The following is a 21,502-nucleotide window of genomic DNA, read 5'->3' on the forward strand; positions in this document are numbered from 1 at the left end:
TATAACGTTGGCCTCTGCATGAGTTACAGAGATCGTCACAGGATTCAAGAGTACAACTATGTTTGCTTGATACAAATTACTACTACCCTAAGTGTGTGCTTTCGCACACGCTTAAAAAAACTTTACTTCTTCCAGATTGTTAAAGAACGAAAAAACAGTGATCTCGAAAAGACCAAACCTAAATCTCATCAGTTATTTACTGACGACTTACGTTTGAACTTTTTTGGTGGAGGATGACGGGATCGAACCGACGACCCCCTGCTTGCAAAGCAGGTGCTCTAACCAGCTGAGCTACAGCCCCGATAAAACTGTTCTTTACATTCAACAGTCGATAAGCGTGGACGCTTGATGATGAGTTCAGTTTTAAGGCTGACTCCGGTGCTACTCTAGAAAGGAGGTGATCCAGCCGCACCTTCCGATACGGCTACCTTGTTACGACTTCACCCCAGTCACGAATCCTACCGTGGTAAGCGCCCTCCTTGCGGTTAAGCTACCTACTTCTGGTAAAACCCGCTCCCATGGTGTGACGGGCGGTGTGTACAAGACCCGGGAACGTATTCACCGCGACATGCTGATCCGCGATTACTAGCGATTCCAACTTCACGCAGTCGAGTTGCAGACTGCGATCCGGACTACGATACACTTTCTGGGATTAGCTCCCCCTCGCGGGTTGGCGGCCCTCTGTATGTACCATTGTATGACGTGTGAAGCCCTACCCATAAGGGCCATGAGGACTTGACGTCATCCCCACCTTCCTCCGGTTTGTCACCGGCAGTCTCATTAGAGTGCTCAACTGAATGTAGCAACTAATGACAAGGGTTGCGCTCGTTGCGGGACTTAACCCAACATCTCACGACACGAGCTGACGACAGCCATGCAGCACCTGTGTTACGGCTCTCTTTCGAGCACACCTCGATCTCTCGTGGCTTCCGTACATGTCAAGGGTAGGTAAGGTTTTTCGCGTTGCATCGAATTAATCCACATCATCCACCGCTTGTGCGGGTCCCCGTCAATTCCTTTGAGTTTTAATCTTGCGACCGTACTCCCCAGGCGGTCTACTTCACGCGTTAGCTGCGTTACCAAGTTAATTAAAACCCGACAACTAGTAGACATCGTTTAGGGCGTGGACTACCAGGGTATCTAATCCTGTTTGCTCCCCACGCTTTCGTGCATGAGCGTCAATCTTGACCCAGGGGGCTGCCTTCGCCATCGGTGTTCCTCCACATCTCTACGCATTTCACTGCTACACGTGGAATTCTACCCCCCTCTGCCAGATTCTAGCCTTGCAGTCTCCATCGCAATTCCCAGGTTGAGCCCGGGGATTTCACGACAGACTTACAAAACCGCCTGCGCACGCTTTACGCCCAGTAATTCCGATTAACGCTTGCACCCTACGTATTACCGCGGCTGCTGGCACGTAGTTAGCCGGTGCTTATTCTTCAGGTACCGTCATTAGCGAAGGATATTAGCCCCCACCGTTTCTTCCCTGACAAAAGAGCTTTACAACCCGAAGGCCTTCTTCACTCACGCGGCATTGCTGGATCAGGCTTGCGCCCATTGTCCAAAATTCCCCACTGCTGCCTCCCGTAGGAGTCTGGACCGTGTCTCAGTTCCAGTGTGGCTGGTCGTCCTCTCAGACCAGCTACTGATCGTCGCCTTGGTGAGCCTTTACCTCACCAACTAGCTAATCAGATATCGGCCGCTCCAGGAGCACAAGGTCCGAAGATCCCCTGCTTTCATCCTTGGATCGTATGCGGTATTAGCGTAACTTTCGCTACGTTATCCCCCACTCTTGGGTACGTTCCGATATATTACTCACCCGTTCGCCACTCGTCAGCGGAGCAAGCTCCCTGTTACCGTTCGACTTGCATGTGTAAAGCATGCCGCCAGCGTTCAATCTGAGCCAGGATCAAACTCTTCAGTTCAATCTCTGTTTGTTGACTCTTTCGAGTCACCCTGCATTGCTGCAGGGGTCGCTCACTCAAAATACTGACCGTTATCTCATTGCTGAGACAACGTATTTCTTTTTTGTGAACATTTGATAATTTAAGTAATCAAGAACCGAAGTTCCTGGCACCTTCATCAAACGCCCACACTTATCGACTGTTAATTTTTAAAGAACTTTATTCGGTGCTGCATCTCTGCCGTTTGCTTCGAATCGTTTTGTTCGTCAGCAGCAGAGGAATGAGATTATGCTCGTCCTGCTGAGCTTCGTCAACACCTTATTTTTCAGTTTTGTGACGAAACCGCGTCGTTACGGATGAAGTCGATGAAGGCCCGCAGCGGCGCCGGCACCAGCCTACGGCCGGAGTAGTACAGATAAGGGCCGGAGAACTGCGGCCACCATGACCGCAGCACCGGCTCCAGCTCCCCACGCTCGACATATGGCTTCAACCAATCCTCGAACAAATAGATCACCCCCAATCCCTGCACGGCGGAGTCGATCGCCAGGTCCAGCGCCCCGCCCACCTGCACCAGCAACTGCCCGCTCGGCTCGATGGTCACCGTCTCGCCGCCCCGCTCGAACACCCAATCGATCATCGCGCCACTGGCAAAGCGCGCCCGGATGCATGCGCCGGGCGCCAGCTCGCGTGGATGCCCGGGCATTCCATGGCGGCCCAGCCACGCGGGAGACGCTGCGGCCGCCATGCGCTGGGTGCGGGGACCGATCGGCACAGCAATCATGTCCTGCTCCAGCCGCTCCTCGTAGCGGATGCCGGCGTCGCAACCTGCCGCGAGCACGTCGACGAAGCTCTCCTCGGCCACCACCTCCAGGCGGATCTCAGGATACTTTGTAAGAAACGCCGGCACAATCGAAGGCAGCACCAGGCGCGCCGCACTCATCGAGACATTCAGGCGCAAGGTACCGGTCGGCGTATCGCGAAAACCATTGACCACATCCAGGGCGCTGTCGATTTCGCTCCACACCGGATCCAGGCGCGCCAGCAGACTGCTGCCTGCTTCGGTCGGAACCACACTGCGCGTCGTCCGGTTCAGCAGGCGCACGCCCAAGCGAGCTTCAAGGCGCCGGACCGCTTCGCTTAATCCGGAAGCGCTGCCATCGGTCGCGCGTGCCGCCTCCCGGAAGCCGCCAGCGCGTGCAACGGCGACAAAAGCGGATAAATCCCCTAGTTCGATTTTCATTGTTCGTTTTTTCGCACAGCCCGTGTGGATTTCACCCGATTGTCACACAGATCGCCGCGGCTTATCTTGATCGCACCAACCCAACAAGGAGTGACGCCATGTCCACCACGATCGATCAAGCCGGCACCTACACACTCGGCAACCGAACAGTCCGCCGCCTCGGCTATGGCGCCATGCAACTGGCCGGGCCGCATGTCTACGGTCCGCCGAAGGACGCCGATGCCGCGCGGGCGGTGCTGCGCGAAGCCGTGGAACTCGGCGTCAACCACATCGACACCTCGGATTACTACGGCCCGCACATCACCAACCAGCTGATCCGCGAAGCACTCCATCCCTACCGCGACGACCTGGTGATCGTTACCAAGGTCGGCGCACGCCGCGGCGATGACGCCAGCTGGCTGCCCGCCTTCTCGGCGCAGGAACTCGAACTAGCCGTGCACGACAACCTGCGCAACCTGGGCCTGGAAACACTGGACGTAGTTAACCTGCGCGCCATGTTCGATCCATTCAAGCCGGCTGAAGGTTCGCTTGCAGCCCAGCTCGAGGCCCTGGCCGGGCTGCGCCAGCGCGGCCTGATCCGCCACATCGGCCTGAGCAACGTCTCGATCCAGCAAGTCAGGGAGGCACAGCGGATCGTGCCGATCGCTTGCGTCCAGAATATGTACAACCTGGCGCACCGCCATGACGACCCGCTCATCGATGCGCTGGCTGCCGAAGGCGTCGCCTACGTGCCGTTTTTCCCGCTCGGCGGCTTCTCGCCCCTGCAGTCGGATGCCCTGTCGGCCGTCGCGGCGCAGCTCGGCGCAACGCCCATGCAGGTGGCGATTGCCTGGCTGCTGCAGCGTTCGCGGAACATCCTCCTGATCCCGGGCACCTCCTCGCTCCTCCACCTGCGCGAAAACCTGGCGGCGGCCCAGATGGTGCTGTCGGCGGATGTCCTGGCGCGACTGGAAGCGATCGCCACTCCCGCAGCATCGGCGTAGTAAGGCCCTGGCGCTAGGCAAGACCAGAAACAAGGCCAGAAAACAAAAAGCCCACCAGACATCTGGTGGGCTTTCTCTCTATTGAATAGCCTGACGATAAACTACTTTCACACTGGTTGCAGCACTATCATCGTCGCAATGTCGTTTCACGGTCCTGTTCGGGATGGGAAGGGGTGGTACCGACTTGCTATGGTCATCAGGCATAACTTGCTGGAAAACTGTTCCTCTACTGGGCAACAGGCTTCCTGAATTCCGGCGAGCATTCTAACAAGCAATCCTGCCAAGCGCCAGCGTTATTGGCCGCCACGCCACAAAAACACATGGGGGAGACGCTTCTATATAAAGGCAAGTGCTTGTAATCACAGTAAAATACCGCCTTTCCGCCGCCGCCCTCCTGCTCCCCGCCATGACCATCCTGCTCTCGACCCTCAACGCCCGCTACACGCACGCCTCGCTCGGCCTGCGCTACCTGCTGGCCAATATGGGCCCGTTGCAAGAGCAGACGAAGATCCAGGAATTCGTCATCGGCGCCAAGACCACCGACCTGGTCGAGCGCATCCTGGCGCACGCGCCGCGCATCGTCGGTTTCGGCGTCTATATCTGGAACGTGGAAGAGACCACCCGCCTGGTGGCCATGCTCAAGCGCGTGGCGCCGCATCTGACCATCATCCTGGGCGGCCCGGAAGTCTCGCACGAGACAGGCGAGCAGGAAATCGTCAAGCTGGCCGACTACGTCGTCACCGGCTGGGGCGACGTCACCTTCCCCAAGCTGTGCCGCGAGATCCTGGACGGCCCCAAGCCAATCATGAAGGTGCATGCGGGCGTGCAGCCGCCGATGGAAGACATCGCCCTGCCCTACTCTCTATATAGTGAGGAGGACATCGCCCACCGCACCTTATATGTGGAAGCCTCGCGCGGCTGCCCGTTCAAGTGCGAATTCTGCCTGTCCTCGCTGGACAAGACGGCCTGGCCCTTCCCCCTGGATACCTTCCTGGCCGAGATGGAGACGATGTATCAGAAAGGCGCGCGCCTGTTCAAGTTCGTCGACCGCACCTTCAACCTGAACGTCAAGACCAGCCTGCGCATCATGCAGTTCTTCCTCGATAAGATCGAGGCGGCGCCAAACGACCCGGTCTACGCCCACTTCGAGCTGGTGCCCGACCACCTGCCGGAAGCGCTGAAGGAAACGATCGCCAAGTTCCCGGCCGGCGCGCTGCAGTTCGAGATCGGCATCCAGAGCTTCAATCCCGAGGTGCAATCCCTGGTCAGCCGCCGCCAGAACAATGAAAAAGCGGCCGAGAACATCCGCTGGCTGACCCAGCACTCCACCGCCCACCTGCACGTGGACCTGATCGCCGGCTTGCCGGGCGAGGACATGGCCAGCTTCGCGCGCGGCTTCGACCACCTGGTGAGCCTGGGCGCCGAAGAGATCCAGTTCGGCATCCTCAAGCGCCTGCGCGGCACGCCGATCATCCGCCATACCCAGGAATTCGGCATGGTTTACGATCCCTACCCGCCCTATACCGTGCTGGCGACGAACAAGATCGACTTCGCCACCATGCAGCGCCTGGTGCGTTTTGCCCGCTACTGGGACCTGGTGGCCAACTCGGGCCGCTTCGCCAACACCACCCCGGTGCTGCTGGGCGAGACCCCGTTCGACAATTTCATGGCCTTCTCGGACTGGATCTATGCCCATACCGACGCCACCCACCGCATCGCGCTGGACCGCCTGGCCAAGCTGGTGGCCCAGTGGCTGCAGGTACGCGGCATGGATGCCGGTGAGGCGGCGGCGCTGCTGGCCAGCGACTATGCCGGCAAGGTCGACGCCCCGGCACGCCCCGTGAAGCAGCCGTCGGATGCGCCGAAAGCGGTGGCCCCGGCGCGCCAGGTCCGCCATCTGGCTGCCTGATGGGGCAAGCACGCAAGAGGATCGTGGCTGGCAACAGTAACGATTCTCTTTTACACTGGCGCAATGCGGATTGAAAATGCGCCAACATTAACCATTCAACAGTCCGGCCAGGGTGCCGGCCAATCCGTCATTGCCGAGGGGGTCTGGCAAGTCCACGGCCTGTCGCAGCGCGGCGTCCTCAAGGGCATCACGCGCCAGCTGGCCGGCCTGAAGGACAAGGGCGCCTGCGAATGGGACCTGTCGGGCATCGAAAGCCTCGACCACATCGGCGCCCAGATGTTCTGGAACACCTGGAACAAGGAGCGTCCCAAGCGCCTCAAGCTCGACCCGCGCCAGGAAGACCTGTTCAAGCGCATCGAAGAGGCCAGCCACATCAAGCTGCCGCGCCACCGCACCAGTCCCTTCGACTGGGTAATCAAGCTGGGCGCCGGCATCTTGAATTTCTTCGAGCACCTGCGCAGCTTCATTGGCCTGATCGGCATCGTGATCCAGGACCTGGGCCGTTTCCTGCGCCGTCCGCAAAGCGGGCCGTGGCGCGAAATCTCGGCCAATATCTATCATTCCGGCTTCCAGGCGCTGGGCATCACGGCCGTCGTCGGCTTCCTGATCGGGATCGTGCTGTCCTACCTGTCGTCACAGCAGCTGCGCATGTTCGGCGGCGACGCCTACCTGGTCAACATCCTCGGCATGGCGGTGATCCGCGAACTGGGCCCGCTGCTGGCCGCGATCCTGGTCGCCGGCCGCTCCGGTTCTTCGATCACCGCCCAACTGGGCGTGATGCGGGTGACCGAAGAACTCGACGCCATGCTGGTGATGGGCGTCTCGCACGGCTACCGCCTGATCATGCCCAAGGTGATCGCGCTGGCGATCTCGATGCCGCTGCTGGTCGTCTGGACCGACGCCATGGCCCTGCTGGGCGGCATGGTCTCGGCCAAGATCGAGATGGGCATGTCGTTCCGCTACTTCCTGCAAAAGCTGCCGGACGCGGTGCCGTTCGTGAACTACACCATCGGCCTGCTCAAAGGCGCGACCTTCGGCGTGCTGATCGCCCTGATCGCCTGCCATTACGGCCTGCGCATCAAGCCTAACACCGAGAGCCTGGGCCGCGGCACCACCACCTCGGTGGTCACCGCGATCACGGTAGTGATCCTGGCCGACGCGGTGTACGCCATCATCTTCAGCGGGACGGGTTTCTAGATGCCGGATTCCAAACAACCCCGCAAGCAAGAGCTGAACCTGCGCCCCGACGAAGAAGTCGGCGCGCCGGTGGTCCAGATCCGCAAGCTGTGGACCAAATTCGGCCGCACCGTGGTGCACCAGGACCTGAACCTCGAGATCTACAGCGGCGAAATCCTCACCATCGTCGGCGGCTCGGGCACCGGCAAGACCGTGCTGCTGCGCCAGATGCTGGGCCTCGAGCGGCCATCGCAGGGCAGCGTGCACGTGTTCGGCGAGGACATCAGCGCGGCCTCGCCCGAACAGCTGCAGCGCATGCGCAACCACTGGGGCATGCTGTTCCAGCAGGGCGCGCTGTACTCGGCGCTGAGCGTGTTCGACAACATCGCGCTGCCGATGCGCGAATTGCGCTCCCTGCCCGAGGACGTGATCCGCGACGCGGTGCTGCTCAAGATGAATATGGTGGGCCTGGGCCCCGAGCACGCCAACAAGATGCCGTCCGACCTGTCGGGCGGGATGGTCAAGCGCGCCGCGCTGGCGCGCGCGCTGGCCCTCGAACCGCAGCTGCTGTTCCTGGACGAGCCGACGGCCGGGCTCGACCCCGACCTGTCGGACGCCTTCGTCACCCTGATCCAGACCCTGCACCGCGAGCTCAAGCTCACGGTGGTGATGGTCACGCACGACCTGGACACCCTGTTCGCGCTGTCCTCGCGCATCGCGGTGCTGGCCGAGAAGCACGTGCTGGCGGTGGGACCGTCGTGCGACGTGCTGCAGGTCGAGCATCCCTTCATTACACACTTTTTCCTGGGCCCGCGCGGCCAGCGGGCGCTCGAAGTGCTCGACGAGCGCCACGCCCAGCATGAATCGGAGAATCGATAGTTATGGAAAACAGGTCACATGCCCTGATGACCGGCATCTTCACGATCGCGCTGCTGGTGGCGACCGTCCTGATCGGCCTCTGGTTCAACCGCGACAAGACCGAACTGGTGCCCTACGAGATCGTCACCACCCAGTCGATCCCCGGCCTGAACCCGCAAGCTACGGTGCGCTACCGCGGGCTGGAGATTGGCCGCGTCGACGAGATCATCTTCGACCCGCGCGTCACCGGCCAGATCCTGATCCGCCTGTCGGTCGATGCCGCCTCGCCGATTACCAGCACCACCTTCGCCACCCTCGGCTACCAGGGCGTGACCGGGATCGCCTTCATCCAGCTCGACGACGAGCGCACCGGTTCGCCGCGCATGGCGACCGGCAGTGATCGCATCGCCCGCATCCCGCTGCGTCCAGGCCTGCTCGACCAGCTGGAAGACCGCGGCCTTGCGATCCTCGAGAAGGCAGAGAAAGTGACCGCCAGCCTAGACGAGCTGCTGAGCGACGACAACCGCGCCAAGATGGTCGGCGCCTTCGAGAGCGTCGACCGCGCCGCCGAGGCCTACGCCGCCATTCCGCAGCGCCTCGATCCGGTGCTGAACCAGTTGCCCGGGATGGTCGCCAAAGCCAACGACAGCATGGATTCGATCCAGAACCTGGCCAACAGCGCCAACTCGATGACCCGCAACTACGACCAGCTGGCGACCCGCCTGCAGGCGCCGGACGGCCCGATCGAGCGCCTGAACACCACCATCGGTGCGCTCGGCGCCGCCACCAGCCACCTGGAACTGGAGACCCTGCCGCACGTGGTGCAGATGACCGACGAGGCGCGCGCTTCGCTGCGCGCGGTGCGGCGCACCGCCAACTCGTTCTCCGATCGCCCGCAGAGCATCCTGTTCGGCACCCCGGGCGACGCGCCCGGCCCCGGCGAGCCGGGCTACGCGCCACCGACCAAATGAGGACCACAGTGAATCTTCAACCCCTTCGCTTTTCCGCTGCCGTCGCTATCGCTTGTTCCCTGATGTTGGCCGGCTGCGCCAGCAAGGAACGCACGTCGAATACGATTTTCGACTTCGGCCCCGTGGCGCCTGCCATGCAGGCGGCGGCTGCACCAAAGCCTGCCGCCATCGTGGTGATGGACGTCACCGGCCCGGCCACCCTCGATACCGAGCGCATGTTCTACCGCCTGAACTACGCCGATGCCCAGCAGGCCCGCACCTACGCCAACAGCCGCTGGAGCGCGACCCCGGTCAGCCTGGTCACCCAGCGCATCAAGGCGCGCCTGGCGCAGTCGGGCATGAAGGTGCTGTCGGCCACCGACGCCGCCACCGGCGTGCCGATCCTGCGCATCGAGATCGACGATTTCGTGCACGCCTTTGCCAGCGCCGGCCAGAGTGAAGGCCAGATCATGCTGCGCGCCTCGGTGTTCCAGGAACACCGCCTGGTCGACCAGCGCAGCTTCCACCGCAATGCGCCCGCGCCGAGCCAGGACGCCGCCGGCGGCGTGGCGGCGCTGGCCACCGGCACCGACCAGGTGGCGGCCGACCTCCTGGCCTGGCTGGCGTCGCTGGACACCCAAGGCAAATGACCGAAGCGGAAGTCCCTGCCGACGTCGCCGCCGGCCGCTCGCGCGGCTCGCCCATCGTGCGCGCCGCGCTGCTGGCCTATCTGCTCCTGATCGTCTACGCCAGCTGGTTCCCGTTCACCGGCTGGCGCGACAGCGGCATCTCGCCGCTGGCCTTCCTGAACCTGGTCAAGCAGCGCTACTGGACCGGCTTCGACGCCGGCGTCAACATCGCCGGCTACATCCCGTTCGGCATGCTGCTGGTGCTGTCGATGTATCCGCGCGTGCGCGGCGTGTGGGCGGTGCTGCTGGCCACGCTCGCCGGTCTGCTCACCACCGGCACGATGGAAGCCGTGCAGACCTACCTGCCCAGCCGCGTGCCGTCGAACCTCGACTTCGTCACCAACGCCGGCGGCTGCTTCATCGGCGCCATCCTCGGCGCGCTGTGGGCCCCGGGCCTGCTCGACCGCAGCCGCCTGTTCAAGCTGCGCCAGCGCTGGTTCGCGCCGCACGCCAGCCAGGGCCTGGTGCTGGTGGCCATGTGGCCGCTGGCCCAGATCTACCCGCAGAGCTATCTGTTCGGCCACGGCCAGGTGCTGCCGATCCTGTCCGGCTGGATGTCGTCCTGGTTCGACACCGAGATCGACCTGGTGGGCCTGCTGCGGCCCGGCGGCGATACCATGAGCGTGGAACAATACTGGCTGTCGGAGACCATCATCACCGCCTGCGGCATGACCGGCGCCGCCCTCACCCTGATGTGCCTGGTGCGCCGCGGCGCCCCGCGCTTCTGGCTCATGCTGGCCCTGCTGGCGAGCGCGCTCGTGGTGAAAGCGTTCTCCAGCTCCCTGCTGTTCAGGCCCGATAACGCCTTCGTCTGGGTCACGCCGGGCGCCGAAGGCGGCTTCCTGATCGGCCTGATCATGCTGTCCGGCCTGGTGTTCGCGCCGCAAGTGGCGCAGCGCCGGCTGGCGGTCGTGACCCTGATCCTGGCGCTGGTGGTGGTCAATACGATCCCGGTGAACCCGTATTTCTCGTCCACCCTGCAGGGCTGGGTGCAAGGCAGGTTCCTCAACTTCAATGGCGCGGCCCAGGGCCTGGCGCTGGCCTGGCCCTTCGTTGCCCTATGGTTCTTGCTGCTGCCCTCGCATAAACTCAATCGGCAATAAGAGCTTGTATGATGGCGCTTTGGCGCGACGCCATGCCACTCTTTCCAATGAGAACGACATGAACGATCAAGTGAATGACGAGCAGTTTTACAAGCATCATGTATTTTTCTGCATGAACATCCGCGAGGGCAAGGACGCGCGCCCGAGCTGCGGCAAGTGCGGTTCCGAAAAAGCCCAGAAGCATGCCAAGAAACGCATCAAGGAACTGGACCTGAGCGGCCAGGGCAAGGTGCGCATCAACCAGTCCGGCTGCCTCGACCGCTGCGAGGAAGGCCCGGTGCTCGTGGTTTATCCTGAAGGCACCTGGTACACCTACGTCGACACCGATGACATCGACGACATCATCGACACCCACCTGGTCGGCGGCAAGGTCGTCGACCGCCTCAAGATCTGATCCGACAAGACGCTCTATGAACATCCATTCGCACAAATTCGAACTCGACGGCCCCGCTGGCAAGATGCAATGCCTGCTCGACCTGCCTGACGGCGCGCCGCGTGGCGTCGCCCTGGTGGCGCACCCGCATCCGCTGTATGGCGGCACCATGGAAAACAAGGTTGCCCAGACCCTGGCGCGCACCTTCGTGACGCTCGGCTATGCGGCAGCGCGCTTCAATTTCCGCGGCGTGGGCGAATCCGAAGGCGTGCATGACGAAGGCCGGGGCGAGGTCGACGACATGGCCGTGATGTATGCGCACATGCGCGAACAATACCCGGACCTGCCGATCACGCTGACCGGTTTCTCGTTCGGCACCTTCGTGCAGGCGCAATTCGCGCTGCGCCTGGCGGCCGAGGGGCGGCCGGCCGAGCGCCTGGTGCTGGTGGGCACGGCGGCCGGCAAATGGCCGATGCCGGAAGTGCCGCAAGACACCATCCTGATTCACGGCGAACTGGACGACACTATTACCCTGAAGGAAGTTTTCGACTGGGCGCGACCGCTCGACCTGCCTGTCACCGTCATTACAGGCGCCGACCACTTCTTCCATCGCAAGCTCGGCCACATTAAAAATCTCGTGATTCAACTGTGGCGGCGTGACATTTAGTCGTCACAGTCCCCTATAATAATTCCCTTCTCTTGAGGCAATGCTTCCTTCGGGACATTGCCTTGCGCTTTAACACCGCCCTACCTTTTTAATGACGAAATTCTCCCCATGAAAAAACTGTTAGCGGCCTTCGCCGCCAGCCTGGTGATGGTCTCGGCCAGTGCGCAAACCGTGCCCGCGCCCGCCATCGCCGCCAAATCGTGGTTGCTGCTCGACGCGACGAGCGGCCAGGTCATCGCCTCGCAAGAACAGAATATGCGCATCGAACCGGCATCGCTGACCAAGGTCATGACGGCCTACGTCGCCTTTGTCGCGATCCGCGACAAGCGCATCAGCCTGAACCAGATGGTGAACGTGTCCGAGCGTGCCTGGAAGGTCGACTCCAGCAGCTCGAAGATGTTCATCGATCCGCGCGTGCCGGTCTCGATCGACGACCTGCTGCATGGCCTGATGATCCAGTCGGGTAACGACGCTGCCGTGGCCATCGCCGAAGCAGTGGCGGGCGACGAAGCTACCTTCGTCACCCTGATGAACCGCGAAGCGCAGCGCATGGGCCTCAAGGGCACCCGTTTCGCCAACCCGCACGGCCTGCCGGACGCGAACAACTACTCGACCGCGGCCGACCTGGCGCAACTGGCCGCCCACGTGATCCGCGACTTCCCGGAGCTGTACAAGATCGACTCGATCAAGCAGTTCACCTATAACAAGATCACCCAGCAGAATCGCAACCGCCTGCTGTGGCTGGACCCGACCGTGGACGGCATGAAGACCGGCCATACCAACTCCTCGGGCTACAGCATGATCACCTCGGCGCGCCGTCCGAACGGCAGCACCGGCGAACGCCGCCTGATCTCGGTGGTGCTGGGCACCAGCTCGACCGACGTGCGCACGCAGGAAAGCCAGAAGCTCCTGAACTGGGGCTTCCAGAACTTCGACACCGTCAAGCTGTACTCGAAAGGCCAGGCGATCCAGACCCCATCGATCTGGAAGGGCGCGCAATCGACCGTCAAGATCGGCTTCACGCGCGACATCCTGGTGACCGTGCCGAAAGGCGTGGCGGGCAAGCTCAAGCCGGTGCTGGAGCGCCGCGATCCGCTGGTCGCGCCGCTGGCGCTGAACGGCCAGGTCGGCACCCTCAAGATGACCGTCGACGGCAAGCCGCTGCTGGTGCTGCCGGTGGTGGCGCTGGAAGAAGTGCAGGAAGCGAGCATTTTTGGACGCGCCTGGGATTCGATGCGTCTCTGGATGCAGTAATCTCCCGCGCTTGATCCCAGAAAGCCCGTCCGCGCGTCACGCCGGACGGGCTTTTTTCATGCGCGGCGGCTGACGCGGGGCAGGCTTCGGCCCGCTATAATCATGCTATCCAGTCATCACGAAAGAACTCCGATGCCGCAAGCGCCCGCCGAACTCCTCTTCCCCCGCATTCCGACGCGCGAGGGCGGCCTCGAACTGTCGCGCATCGTGGCCGGCATGTGGCGCATGGTCGAATGGGACATGCCGGTGGCGGCGCGCGTCGAGTTCATCGAACAGTGCCTGGCGCTGGGCGTGACGACCTTCGACCACGCCGACATCTACGGCAACTACGGCGTCGAGGAGCTGTTCGGCGAAGCCCTGCGCGCGCAACCGTCGCTGCGCGAGCGCATGGAACTGGTCAGCAAATGCGGCATCAAGCTTTTATCGGACAAGCATCCCGGCCACACCATCCAGCATTACGACACCAGCGCCAGCCACATCATGCGCTCGGCCGAGGAGTCGCTGCGCAAGCTGGGCACCGACCGCCTCGACCTGCTGCTGATCCACCGTCCCGATCCGCTGATGGAATTCGACGAGATCGCCGCCGCCTTCACGCGCCTGAAGCAGGACGGCAAGGTCCTGCACTTCGGCGTGTCGAACTTCACGCGCCACCAGTTCGAGTCACTGAATCGCCGCATACCGCTGGCCACCAACCAGGTCGAGTTCTCTCCGCTGCACACCGCGCCGATGTTCGACGAGACCTTCGACGGCCTGCAAGACCTGGGCGTCGCGCCGATGATCTGGTCGCCGCTGGGCGGCGGCCGCCTGTTCGGCGCGCAGGATGAACACGGCGCCGCGCTGCGCCAGGCCATCCAGGACGTGGCCGAGCGCATGGACAAGCCGTTCTGCAGCGTGGTGTTCGCGTGGATCATGCGTCTGCCCTGCCGGCCGATCCCGCTCACCGGCAGCGGACGCATCGCGGCGATCCGCGAGGCGGTGGTGGGCGCCAGCTTCGAGCTCGAACGCGAGGACTGGTTCCGCATCCTGCGCGCCGCGCGCGGACACGAGGTGGCCTGAGATGGTCGAGGGCCCGCTTCGGATCGTCGAGGGCAAGGCCCTCAGCGCGCAGCAAAAAAAGGACTTGCTGAACCGGCTGGCCCGGATCGAGGGCCAGCTGCGAGGCGTGCAGAAACTGATCGCGCTGGCCGACTCGCCGTCGGATTGCGACGCGGTGGCGCAGCAGATGGCGGCGGCGCGCAAGGCGCTCGACCGCTCCTTCGTGCAATTGCTGACTTCATCCATCCTGACCCAGACCGGCGACGCCACCGACCTCGAAGACGCGCGCGCCCGCGCCGCCCACCTGGCGGCGATGCTGGACAAGTTCGCTTGAACAACGGGCGTAAAAACGTCGTTCCCGCGGAGGCGGGAACCTAAGTCATTTGCACACTGGCAGCATCAAACGTAGCTGCTCCTGCACGCACACTTGGGTTCCCGCCTCCGCGGGAACGACGGCGCTGCGTCAGTCCTCGAACACCTTCGGCGGCGCGACGCCGCGCCAGCCCAGCTTCCAGCCGATGTTGAGCAGCAGGGTCACGCACACATAGAGCAGGAAGAACAGCACGAAGAAGCGCTCCTGCAACAGCGCCAACAACACCAGACACACGCCCACCAGCGCCAGCATGACCTTGCCTTTCGGGTGCTTGGAGCTGGGGAAGCGGATGGTCGAGACCATCAGCGCGCCGACGCAGACCATCAGCGCACACACCATGAAGGCCGGCGCCAGGGAAACGACGGGATCGGGCCAGGCCACCACCACCGAGGCCACGCAGGCCGCGCCGGCGGTGATCGGCATGCCGACGAAGTAGCGCGGGTCGGTGCGGCCATGGCTGATGTTGAAGCGCGCCAGGCGCAACGCACCGCAGGTGACGAACACGAAGCAGGCCAGGCCGCCCATGCGCTCCAGGGTCGGGTGCACGTCGCCCAGCTGGGTGAAGCCGTAGCAGTACAGCAGCAGGCCGGGGGCGCAGCCGAAATTCATCACGTCGGCGATCGAGTCGAGCTGCACGCCGAAGCTGGACTGGGTATTGGTGGCGCGCGCCACGAAACCGTCGAGCGCATCGAACACGCCGGCCAGCACCAGCAGGATCGCGGCCAGGCGGAAGTCGTCCGGGTCGCCGACGCGTGCGTTGTCGACCGAGATCACGATGCTGGCGAAACCGCAGGCGATCGACAGCAGCGTCACGGAACTGGGCAGGGCGAACTTGGCGCGCGCGAGGCGTTGCTGGTTAGATAGCTTCAATGGTCGACTCGACAAGGGAAATGTTGGCTTATTCTACAGGGACCCCTGTAAGGGTGTTGCGCGATGGTTGCAGCGGCGGTCACGATCGTCGTTTTTGGCCTAGAATGATGCCCCACGCTTATGTATTGACAGGAGTTGCAAGATGAGCTATACGCCACGCTGGCGGTCGATCGCCGCGATCCTGGGCGCTGCCCTGGCCATGAGTGCATGCGGCGGCGGCGGGAGCAGCAGTCCGACGCCCCAGGCCGGTGGCGGCATGGCGGCCGCGCCAAGCCCCGCTGCACCCGCACCCGCCCCGGCGGTGGATGCCCCCGCCCTAACCGGCAATATCGCCCTCGATGGCCGCAACTGGATCAATTACCGGCGCGCCCAGGCCGGCGTGCCGACGGTCACCCAGAACGCGCAGATCGACAATGCAGCGCTCGGACACTCCGAATACCTGCGCATCAACAACCTGATGAGCCACGATCAGGAGCCGGGCCGCCAGGGCTTCACCGGCGCCACCTTGGGCGACCGCCTGAACGCGGCTGGCTACACGCTGGACCGGACGCGCGGTTTCGCCTATGGCGAAGTGATCTCCGGCAGCAACAACGGCTCGGGCGTCTTCATGACCGAAGAACTGATCACGGCGATCTATCACCGCTTCGTGATCTTCGAGCCGATGTTCCGCGAGCTCGGCACCGGCGCCGCCAGCGCCAGCCGCGGCTACCACTATTTCACCGCCGATTTCGCCAGCCGCAACGGCTATGGCCCCGGCATCGCGCGCGGCACGATCGTCAGCTGGCCCTTCAACGGCCAGACCGGGGTCGCGCCCAACTTCTTCAGCGATACCGAGGAACCCGACCCGGTCCCGGACCGCAACGAGGTGGGATATCCGATCAGCGTGCACACCAACCTCGATTCGACGCTGGCGGTCGGCAGCTTCACGGTGCGCCCGCGCGGCGGCGCCAACCTGCAAGTGCTGCGCGTCGATCCGCTCGGGCAGGCAACGGCGGCCTCCATCATCCCCGTGGCTCCGCTGCGCGCGGCCACGACCTATGAGGTCAATTTCACCGGTACGGTCAATGGCGCGGCGGTTACGCGCGCCTGGTCGTTCACGACGCGGTGAGCGGCGCAGCGGTGGCCATCGACTTCGCGGCCGGCCTGGAAAGGGTGATGGATGACCGCGCGCTGTTCCTGCGCGTGCTGGGACGCTTCGCCGGCGACTACCGCGACCTCGCGGCGCGCCTGCATGCGGCGCTGGATGCCGGCGACGCCGTGCTGGCCCACCGCATCGCCCACACGCTCAAGGGCGCGGCCGGGATGATCGAGGCGAACCAGCTGCGCGAGCTGGCGCTGGAGGTCGAACTGGCGATGAAGGCCGGCGACGCGGCGCCGCTGGCGTTGATCGCGGCGCTGGACGAGGAACTGGCGCGGGTGCTGGCGGAAGTCGACGCGCTGCTGGCCGCGCCTGATGCGCCGACACCGGCGCCGGCGCCGGCAAGCTCGCCGGCCGCCTGCGACGACCTGGCGCGCCTGCGCGACATGCTCGACCTCGGCGACGGCCGCGCGCCGGACCTGGCCACGCAGCTGCGTCCGCGCCTGCTGGCAAGCATGGGAAGCGAGAAGGTGGCGGCGTTCGACGCGGCGCTCAGGCGCTTCGATTTCGAGAACGCGCTGGCGCTGCTGGAGCAGGCCGGCCGGCGCTAGCCCTCAGCGCGTGAACTCGGCTTCTTCGTCGAAGGAGTCGGCGCAGGGCTTGCCGCAAAAGCGCCGCACGCTGTCGAGCGGCTTTTCGCAGTACCAGCACGAGCCCTTGGCCGGAAGACTGGCGCGGGTCGGCATGCTGCCTGTGGAGGCAACTGAGACGGCCACCGGCGGCTCAGCGGGCAGCCCACTGTCCGGAAGACTCTCGTGTGTCGTTTCCAAGATCCACCCCCTGATACGGCAGCCTTTAGTCAGAGAAAGATTACTTCAGCGGAACTCCGTGCGCATGAGAAAGCGCAAGCCGGACCGCGACAGGCGAACCCATCACGACTTTCGTTGCGTATCAGTGTGCGCCCAATGCCAGGCGGGTGCAATCCCCTGCCCCGCTCCCGGGGACCGATTTGACATGCGTGCAACGTTTCGGCTGCACGAGCCCCAATGCACCGCCAAAAATCGTAGTGTAATGCCAACTATCGGCATGCATGCTTGCGCACACTGCTTATTTCGCCGGCTCGAGCGTCACGACCAGGCCGGTGCGCGTGGTCTGGATTCGCGTAGGGACGAATTGCACACCCGCATAGCGCAGGTCTTTTTGCTCGAAGGTGTAGACCGGCATGTCGCGTGCGACGGTGTCGATCAGGCCGTTGGCGACGCGGGTCAGGTGACGCTCGGCTTCGGGATTACCGAGCTGCAGGCGATCGATGCGCGGCTCAGCCATCATGACGGCGGCGCGACCCGGATCGACGTACAGGCGTCCCGAGAACGCGATATTGCCGGTCCAGGCGCGCGCGAACGGCGGCGCGACCGAGGCCTCGACGGCCAGCGCGACCCGGTCGTCTTCCGGCTGGATCGCCAGTTGCGGACGGGTGAGCTGGACGTCGAACAGTTCCAGCAGGCGCTCGTTGACGGGGAAGCGCTTGTCCAGGCCGGCCTGCAGCTTGTGCAGGGGGAGCTCGACCTGGCGCGGGCCGATCAGGCTGGAGCAGGAGGCCAGCAGGCCAGCGCCGACCGCGATGGCGGCCAGCCTGACGACCGTGCGCCGCATCGGCGTGGAGGAATAAGGTGGCGTGTATTTATCCATATTCAAAGCCTAGCACGAGCCCGCCCATGGCTCATTGACGGTTACTTGCCGATACAGAAGCGGCTGAAGATCACCCCCAGCAAATCGTCCGGCGTAAATTGACCTGTAATGCTTGAGAGCCGATCCTGCGCCAGGCGCAGTTCCTCGGCGAACAGGTCGAGCGACTGGTCGTCCTGCATCGCGTGCTGGCGCGCCAGCTCCAGATGTTCGCGCGCGGCGCGCAGCGCGATCAGGTGACGCTCGCGCGCCAGGTACAGCGATTCGCCGGTCTGCTGCCAGCCGGCGATGCGCAGCAGTTCGGCGCGCAGCAGGTCGATGCCGAGCTTTTCGTACGCCGACAGGTACAAGTGAACAGCGTCCGAACTCTCGTCCTTCGACGGCTTGTGGCCCGACAGGTCGATCTTGTTCCAGATGCGCACCACCGGCACGTTCGGAGGGAAGGCCGCGACGATGGCCTCGTCGGCGGCGCTCGGGCCGAGATTCGCGTCCAGCAGGTGCAGGATCACGTCGGCCTTGCCGACCTCGCCCCAGGTGCGCTCGATGCCGATGCGCTCGACCACGTCGATCTCTTCGCTCACCGCGCGGATGCCCGCGGTGTCGATGATGTTGAGCGGGATGCCCTCGATCTGGATCGTCTCGCTCACCTTGTCGCGCGTGGTGCCGGCGATCGGCGTGACGATCGCCACTTCGGCCCCGGCCAGCGCGTTCAGCAGTGAGGACTTGCCAACGTTGGGCTGCCCGACCAGCACCACGTTCAGCCCTTCGCGCAGCAGCGCGCCCTGCGCCGCCTGGCGGAACACGTTTTCCAGCGATTCGATGATGCCGGCCAGCTGGCCGCGCGCGTTCGATTTTTCCAGGAAGTCGATTTCTTCTTCCGGGAAGTCGAGCGTGGCCTCGACCAGCATGCGCAGATTGATCGTGCCGTCGACCAGGGTGTGCACCACTTGCGAGAAGGCGCCCGACAGCGATTGCGACGCCGACTTGGCGGCGGCTTCGGTAGAGGCGTCGATCAGGTCGGCCACCGCCTCGGCCTGGGCCAGGTCGAGTTTATCGTTCAGAAAAGCGCGGCGCGTGAACTCGCCCGGTTCGGCCAGGCGCAGGCCGGACGCCGCGCCGGCTTCCAGCACCCGGGCCAGGAGCATCTGCAGCACCACCGGGCCGCCATGGCCCTGCAGTTCTAGCACGTCCTCGCCGGTATACGAATGCGGTCCCCTGAAGTACAGGGCCAGACCCTCGTCGAGGATGTCGCCATTGGCGGCCTTGAACGGGATGTAGGTAGCGTGGCGCGGCGCCAGGGTCACGCCGGGGAACAGGGCGTCGACCAGGAAGGCCAGCGATTTGCCGGAGGCGCGCACGACGCCGATGCCGCCGCGGCCCGGGGCGGTGGCGATGGCGGCGATGGGGGATGTGTCGAGTTTCATGGGGGGATTGTAAGGGATGCGAGGTGGATGCGGGTGCGGCGGGTATGCGGGGAACCTTAGGTTCCCGCCTTCGCGGGAACGACGGTTTCGCGGTAGCGGACTATGGCAGATGCCTTGGCCCGCTCCCGACGCACGTCGTTCCCGCGAAGGCGGGAACCCAAGTCCCGTGCAAACCACAACGGCTACATCGACCACAAACAAAAAACCCGCGCACAAGGCGCGGGCTTTTGCGAAGAACCACGCAGCTTACTTCGCCGCGGCGGTCTCGAACTTGCGGGTGATAACCCACTGCTGGGCGATCGACAGGATGTTGTTGACCACCCAGTACAGCACCAGGCCGGACGGGAAGAAGAAGAACACCACCGAGAACGCGATCGGCATGAACAGCATCATCTTGGCCTGCACCGGATCGGTCGGCTGCGGATTGAGCTTGGTCGTGATGAACATCGACACCGCGTAGATCACCGGCAGGATGTAGAACGGGTCAGGCTGGGTCAGATCCTGGATCCACAGGATCCATGGCGCGCCGCGCATCTCGACCGATGCCTGCAGCACCCAGTAAAGGGCGAAGAACACCGGCATCTGCACCAGGATCGGCAGGCAGCCGCCCAGCGGGTTGATCTTCTCGGTCTTGTACAGCTCCATGGTGGCCTGCTGCATCTTGGCCGGATCGCTCTTGTAGCGTTCGCGGATCGCCTGCATCTTCGGCGTCACGACGCGCATCTTGGCCATGCTGCGGTAGCCGGCCGCCGACAGCGGGAAGAAGGCCAGCTTGATCAGGATGGTCAGGGCGACGATGGTCCAGCCCCAGTTACCCAGCATCGAGTGCAGCTGGGTCATCACCCAGAAGATCGGCTTGGCGATCACGGTCAGCATGCCGTAGTCCTTCACCAGCTCCAGGCCCGGAGTGATGGTTTCCAGGATCTGCTCGTCCTGCGGACCCGAATACAGGCGGGTGTCGTTCGACACGGTCGCGCCAGGCGCCACGGTGCCCAGCGACTGCACGGTGCCGATCGCGTACAGGTTGTTGGCGATCTTCTTGGTGAAGATGTCGCGCGGCGTCTTGTCGGCCGGGATGAAGGCCGAGACGAAGAAGTGCTGCGAGATCGCGACCCAGCCGTTGTCGGCCTTGGTCGAGTGGTCCGCCTTGCCTTTTTCGATTTCCTCGAAGGTCAGCTTCTGGTACTTGTCGGCGTCGGTGTACAGGGTCGGGCCGGTGTAGCTCGGCATGAACCAGGAATCGGTCGCCGGCTTGTTGCCGTCGTGCTGCAGCTGCAGGTAGATCGATGGCTGGACCGGCGCGGCGCTGATGTTGGTGACGTCATGACGCACGCCGACCAGGTAGTCGCCCTTGCGGAAGGTCAGCGTCTTGGTCAGGCGCACGCCACCCTGCTCGGCTTCCAGCACGACCTGCGCCTGGTTGTTGCCGCCCAGCGTGGTCTGCGCCGACTTGACGGTGAACGGCGTGGTGTGGTTCGGCAGCACGCCGGCGGCGCTGGTGCCGATCAGGCCGGTCTGGCCCAGGTAGACGTTCGGGCCGTTCACATTGAACAGGACCTGGTTCTTGGTCTTGTCGAAGTGATCCGGATAGTGCAGCAGTTCGAGGCGCTTGATGACGCCGCCGACCGAGTCGATGTCGACTTTCACCACGTCGGTGGTGACGGTGACGATCTGGCTGGCTGGCGCTGCAGGGGCAGCGGGAGCACCCGGCACCGCGGTAGCGGCGGCGGCCGGAGCGCCCGGCACGGCGGCGCTGCCCGGCTGCGCCGCGGCTGGAACATCCGTCGGCTTGGTCTGCTGCGCGACTTGCGCTGGTGGTTGCGCCGAGAACAGCGACTGCTTGCCGTTAGCCACCATCCAATTGTTCCAGAGAACAATCAGAGAGATGGCGAACACGATCCACAGGACAGTACGTTTATTGAATTCCATT

At 63.6% G+C, this 21,502-nt stretch carries 20 protein-coding genes, 1 tRNA gene and 2 rRNA genes; 14 read left to right on the forward strand and 9 right to left on the reverse strand.

Annotated elements, in window-relative coordinates; all coding sequences use genetic code 11:
• Nucleotides 1-224: 224 nt before the first annotated feature.
• From SOM28_RS24005 to SOM28_RS24015, 3 genes are all read right to left on the reverse strand, one after another.
• A tRNA-Ala gene (locus SOM28_RS24005) sits at nt 225-301 on the reverse strand.
• An 89-nt stretch (nt 302-390) separates the two neighbouring features.
• A 16S ribosomal RNA gene (locus SOM28_RS24010) occupies nt 391-1,925 on the reverse strand.
• A gap of 304 nt (nt 1,926-2,229) precedes the next feature.
• The gene (locus tag SOM28_RS24015; protein ID WP_320469678.1) at nt 2,230-3,144 is read right to left on the reverse strand and encodes a LysR family transcriptional regulator; all 915 of its coding nucleotides are present in this window, start codon (nt 3,142-3,144) and stop codon (nt 2,230-2,232) included.
• A 98-nt stretch (nt 3,145-3,242) separates the two neighbouring features.
• Between SOM28_RS24015 and SOM28_RS24020 the strand changes: the two genes are divergently transcribed.
• Nucleotides 3,243-4,127 carry an aldo/keto reductase family oxidoreductase gene (locus SOM28_RS24020; protein WP_320469679.1) on the forward strand — a complete coding sequence of 295 codons (885 nt, stop codon included), beginning with the start codon at nt 3,243-3,245 and terminating at the stop codon, nt 4,125-4,127.
• Between the two features lie 88 nt (nt 4,128-4,215).
• Here SOM28_RS24020 and rrf read toward each other — a convergent pair.
• A 5S ribosomal RNA gene (rrf, locus tag SOM28_RS24025) occupies nt 4,216-4,328 on the reverse strand.
• A 205-nt stretch (nt 4,329-4,533) separates the two neighbouring features.
• On the opposite strand from rrf, the gene SOM28_RS24030 reads away from it, so the two are divergent.
• From SOM28_RS24030 to SOM28_RS24080, 11 genes are all read left to right on the forward strand, one after another.
• Complete coding sequence (locus SOM28_RS24030; protein WP_320469680.1) at nt 4,534-6,036, forward strand: B12-binding domain-containing radical SAM protein; 1,503 nt, start codon at nt 4,534-4,536, stop codon at nt 6,034-6,036.
• Nucleotides 6,037-6,099: 63 nt separating this feature from the next.
• On the forward strand, nt 6,100-7,233 hold the full coding sequence (locus tag SOM28_RS24035; protein WP_320469681.1) for an MlaE family ABC transporter permease: 1,134 nt from the start codon (nt 6,100-6,102) through the stop codon (nt 7,231-7,233).
• Nucleotides 7,234-8,091, forward strand: coding sequence for an ABC transporter ATP-binding protein (locus SOM28_RS24040; protein WP_320469682.1), 858 nt, complete (start codon nt 7,234-7,236; stop codon nt 8,089-8,091).
• Between the two features lie 2 nt (nt 8,092-8,093).
• Complete coding sequence (locus SOM28_RS24045) at nt 8,094-9,041, forward strand: MlaD family protein (RefSeq protein ID WP_123068609.1); 948 nt, start codon at nt 8,094-8,096, stop codon at nt 9,039-9,041.
• Between the two features lie 62 nt (nt 9,042-9,103).
• Nucleotides 9,104-9,670 carry an ABC-type transport auxiliary lipoprotein family protein gene (locus SOM28_RS24050; protein ID WP_320469683.1) on the forward strand — a complete coding sequence of 189 codons (567 nt, stop codon included), beginning with the start codon at nt 9,104-9,106 and terminating at the stop codon, nt 9,668-9,670.
• Nucleotides 9,667-10,812 (forward strand): VanZ family protein, encoded by a 1,146-nt coding sequence (locus SOM28_RS24055; RefSeq protein ID WP_320469684.1) that lies wholly within the window; start codon nt 9,667-9,669, stop codon nt 10,810-10,812. Before SOM28_RS24050 ends, SOM28_RS24055 begins: the two co-directional genes overlap by 4 nt.
• A 58-nt stretch (nt 10,813-10,870) precedes the next feature.
• A complete protein-coding gene (locus SOM28_RS24060; RefSeq protein ID WP_320469685.1) occupies nt 10,871-11,206 on the forward strand; it encodes a (2Fe-2S) ferredoxin domain-containing protein in 336 nt (111 codons plus the stop codon).
• A 16-nt stretch (nt 11,207-11,222) separates the two neighbouring features.
• Nucleotides 11,223-11,852 (forward strand): alpha/beta hydrolase, encoded by a 630-nt coding sequence (locus SOM28_RS24065; protein ID WP_123068605.1) that lies wholly within the window; start codon nt 11,223-11,225, stop codon nt 11,850-11,852.
• A gap of 108 nt (nt 11,853-11,960) precedes the next feature.
• A complete protein-coding gene (locus SOM28_RS24070; protein ID WP_123068604.1) occupies nt 11,961-13,106 on the forward strand; it encodes a D-alanyl-D-alanine carboxypeptidase family protein in 1,146 nt (381 codons plus the stop codon).
• A 132-nt stretch (nt 13,107-13,238) separates the two neighbouring features.
• Entirely contained in the window at nt 13,239-14,162 is a 924-nt protein-coding gene (locus tag SOM28_RS24075) for an aldo/keto reductase (protein ID WP_320469686.1), read from the forward strand.
• Between the two features lies 1 nt (nt 14,163).
• Nucleotides 14,164-14,475 carry a metal-sensitive transcriptional regulator gene (locus SOM28_RS24080; RefSeq protein ID WP_123068602.1) on the forward strand — a complete coding sequence of 104 codons (312 nt, stop codon included), beginning with the start codon at nt 14,164-14,166 and terminating at the stop codon, nt 14,473-14,475.
• A gap of 129 nt (nt 14,476-14,604) precedes the next feature.
• Here the strand turns inward: SOM28_RS24080 and pssA are convergent, their stop codons facing one another.
• Nucleotides 14,605-15,384 (reverse strand): CDP-diacylglycerol--serine O-phosphatidyltransferase, encoded by a 780-nt coding sequence (gene pssA / locus SOM28_RS24085; protein WP_123068601.1) that lies wholly within the window; start codon nt 15,382-15,384, stop codon nt 14,605-14,607.
• A 142-nt stretch (nt 15,385-15,526) separates the two neighbouring features.
• Between pssA and SOM28_RS24090 the strand changes: the two genes are divergently transcribed.
• On the forward strand, nt 15,527-16,492 hold the full coding sequence (locus SOM28_RS24090; RefSeq protein ID WP_320469687.1) for a CAP domain-containing protein: 966 nt from the start codon (nt 15,527-15,529) through the stop codon (nt 16,490-16,492).
• An 11-nt stretch (nt 16,493-16,503) separates the two neighbouring features.
• Nucleotides 16,504-17,073, forward strand: a complete 570-nt coding sequence (locus SOM28_RS24095; protein ID WP_320469688.1) for an Hpt domain-containing protein — start codon at nt 16,504-16,506, stop codon at nt 17,071-17,073.
• Nucleotides 17,074-17,076: 3 nt separating this feature from the next.
• Here the strand turns inward: SOM28_RS24095 and SOM28_RS24100 are convergent, their stop codons facing one another.
• From SOM28_RS24100 to yidC, 4 genes are all read right to left on the reverse strand, one after another.
• The gene (locus SOM28_RS24100) at nt 17,077-17,208 is read right to left on the reverse strand and encodes a hypothetical protein (protein WP_267874118.1); all 132 of its coding nucleotides are present in this window, start codon (nt 17,206-17,208) and stop codon (nt 17,077-17,079) included.
• 361 nt (nt 17,209-17,569) lie between these two features.
• On the reverse strand, nt 17,570-18,151 hold the full coding sequence (locus SOM28_RS24105; RefSeq protein ID WP_123068598.1) for a DUF1439 domain-containing protein: 582 nt from the start codon (nt 18,149-18,151) through the stop codon (nt 17,570-17,572).
• Nucleotides 18,152-18,192: 41 nt separating this feature from the next.
• Complete coding sequence (gene mnmE / locus SOM28_RS24110) at nt 18,193-19,572, reverse strand: tRNA uridine-5-carboxymethylaminomethyl(34) synthesis GTPase MnmE (protein WP_320469689.1); 1,380 nt, start codon at nt 19,570-19,572, stop codon at nt 18,193-18,195.
• A 246-nt stretch (nt 19,573-19,818) separates the two neighbouring features.
• Complete coding sequence (gene yidC / locus SOM28_RS24115; RefSeq protein WP_320469690.1) at nt 19,819-21,501, reverse strand: membrane protein insertase YidC; 1,683 nt, start codon at nt 21,499-21,501, stop codon at nt 19,819-19,821.
• Between the last annotated feature and the right edge of the window lies 1 nt (nt 21,502).

This window comes from Massilia sp. CFBP9026 (genome assembly GCF_034045165.1).
GTDB lineage: Bacteria > Pseudomonadota > Gammaproteobacteria > Burkholderiales > Burkholderiaceae_D > Telluria > Telluria arenae.

What these genes read in the sequence shown, in the direction of transcription:
- SOM28_RS24015 (WP_320469678.1), bottom strand. Translation starts at nt 3,144, where the DNA reads ATGAAAATCGAACTAGGGGATTTATCCGCTTTTGTCGCCGTTGCACGC.
- SOM28_RS24020 (WP_320469679.1), top strand. Translation starts at nt 3,243, where the DNA reads ATGTCCACCACGATCGATCAAGCCGGCACCTACACACTCGGCAACCGA.
- SOM28_RS24030 (WP_320469680.1), top strand. Translation starts at nt 4,534, where the DNA reads ATGACCATCCTGCTCTCGACCCTCAACGCCCGCTACACGCACGCCTCG.
- SOM28_RS24035 (WP_320469681.1), top strand. Translation starts at nt 6,100, where the DNA reads ATGCGGATTGAAAATGCGCCAACATTAACCATTCAACAGTCCGGCCAG.
- SOM28_RS24040 (WP_320469682.1), top strand. Translation starts at nt 7,234, where the DNA reads ATGCCGGATTCCAAACAACCCCGCAAGCAAGAGCTGAACCTGCGCCCC.
- SOM28_RS24045 (WP_123068609.1), top strand. Translation starts at nt 8,094, where the DNA reads ATGGAAAACAGGTCACATGCCCTGATGACCGGCATCTTCACGATCGCG.
- SOM28_RS24050 (WP_320469683.1), top strand. Translation starts at nt 9,104, where the DNA reads ATGTTGGCCGGCTGCGCCAGCAAGGAACGCACGTCGAATACGATTTTC.
- SOM28_RS24055 (WP_320469684.1), top strand. Translation starts at nt 9,667, where the DNA reads ATGACCGAAGCGGAAGTCCCTGCCGACGTCGCCGCCGGCCGCTCGCGC.
- SOM28_RS24060 (WP_320469685.1), top strand. Translation starts at nt 10,871, where the DNA reads ATGAACGATCAAGTGAATGACGAGCAGTTTTACAAGCATCATGTATTT.
- SOM28_RS24065 (WP_123068605.1), top strand. Translation starts at nt 11,223, where the DNA reads ATGAACATCCATTCGCACAAATTCGAACTCGACGGCCCCGCTGGCAAG.
- SOM28_RS24070 (WP_123068604.1), top strand. Translation starts at nt 11,961, where the DNA reads ATGAAAAAACTGTTAGCGGCCTTCGCCGCCAGCCTGGTGATGGTCTCG.
- SOM28_RS24075 (WP_320469686.1), top strand. Translation starts at nt 13,239, where the DNA reads ATGCCGCAAGCGCCCGCCGAACTCCTCTTCCCCCGCATTCCGACGCGC.
- SOM28_RS24080 (WP_123068602.1), top strand. Translation starts at nt 14,164, where the DNA reads ATGGTCGAGGGCCCGCTTCGGATCGTCGAGGGCAAGGCCCTCAGCGCG.
- SOM28_RS24090 (WP_320469687.1), top strand. Translation starts at nt 15,527, where the DNA reads ATGAGCTATACGCCACGCTGGCGGTCGATCGCCGCGATCCTGGGCGCT.
- SOM28_RS24100 (WP_267874118.1), bottom strand. Translation starts at nt 17,208, where the DNA reads ATGCCGACCCGCGCCAGTCTTCCGGCCAAGGGCTCGTGCTGGTACTGC.
- SOM28_RS24105 (WP_123068598.1), bottom strand. Translation starts at nt 18,151, where the DNA reads ATGGATAAATACACGCCACCTTATTCCTCCACGCCGATGCGGCGCACG.
- mnmE (WP_320469689.1), bottom strand. Translation starts at nt 19,572, where the DNA reads ATGAAACTCGACACATCCCCCATCGCCGCCATCGCCACCGCCCCGGGC.
- yidC (WP_320469690.1), bottom strand. Translation starts at nt 21,501, where the DNA reads ATGGAATTCAATAAACGTACTGTCCTGTGGATCGTGTTCGCCATCTCT.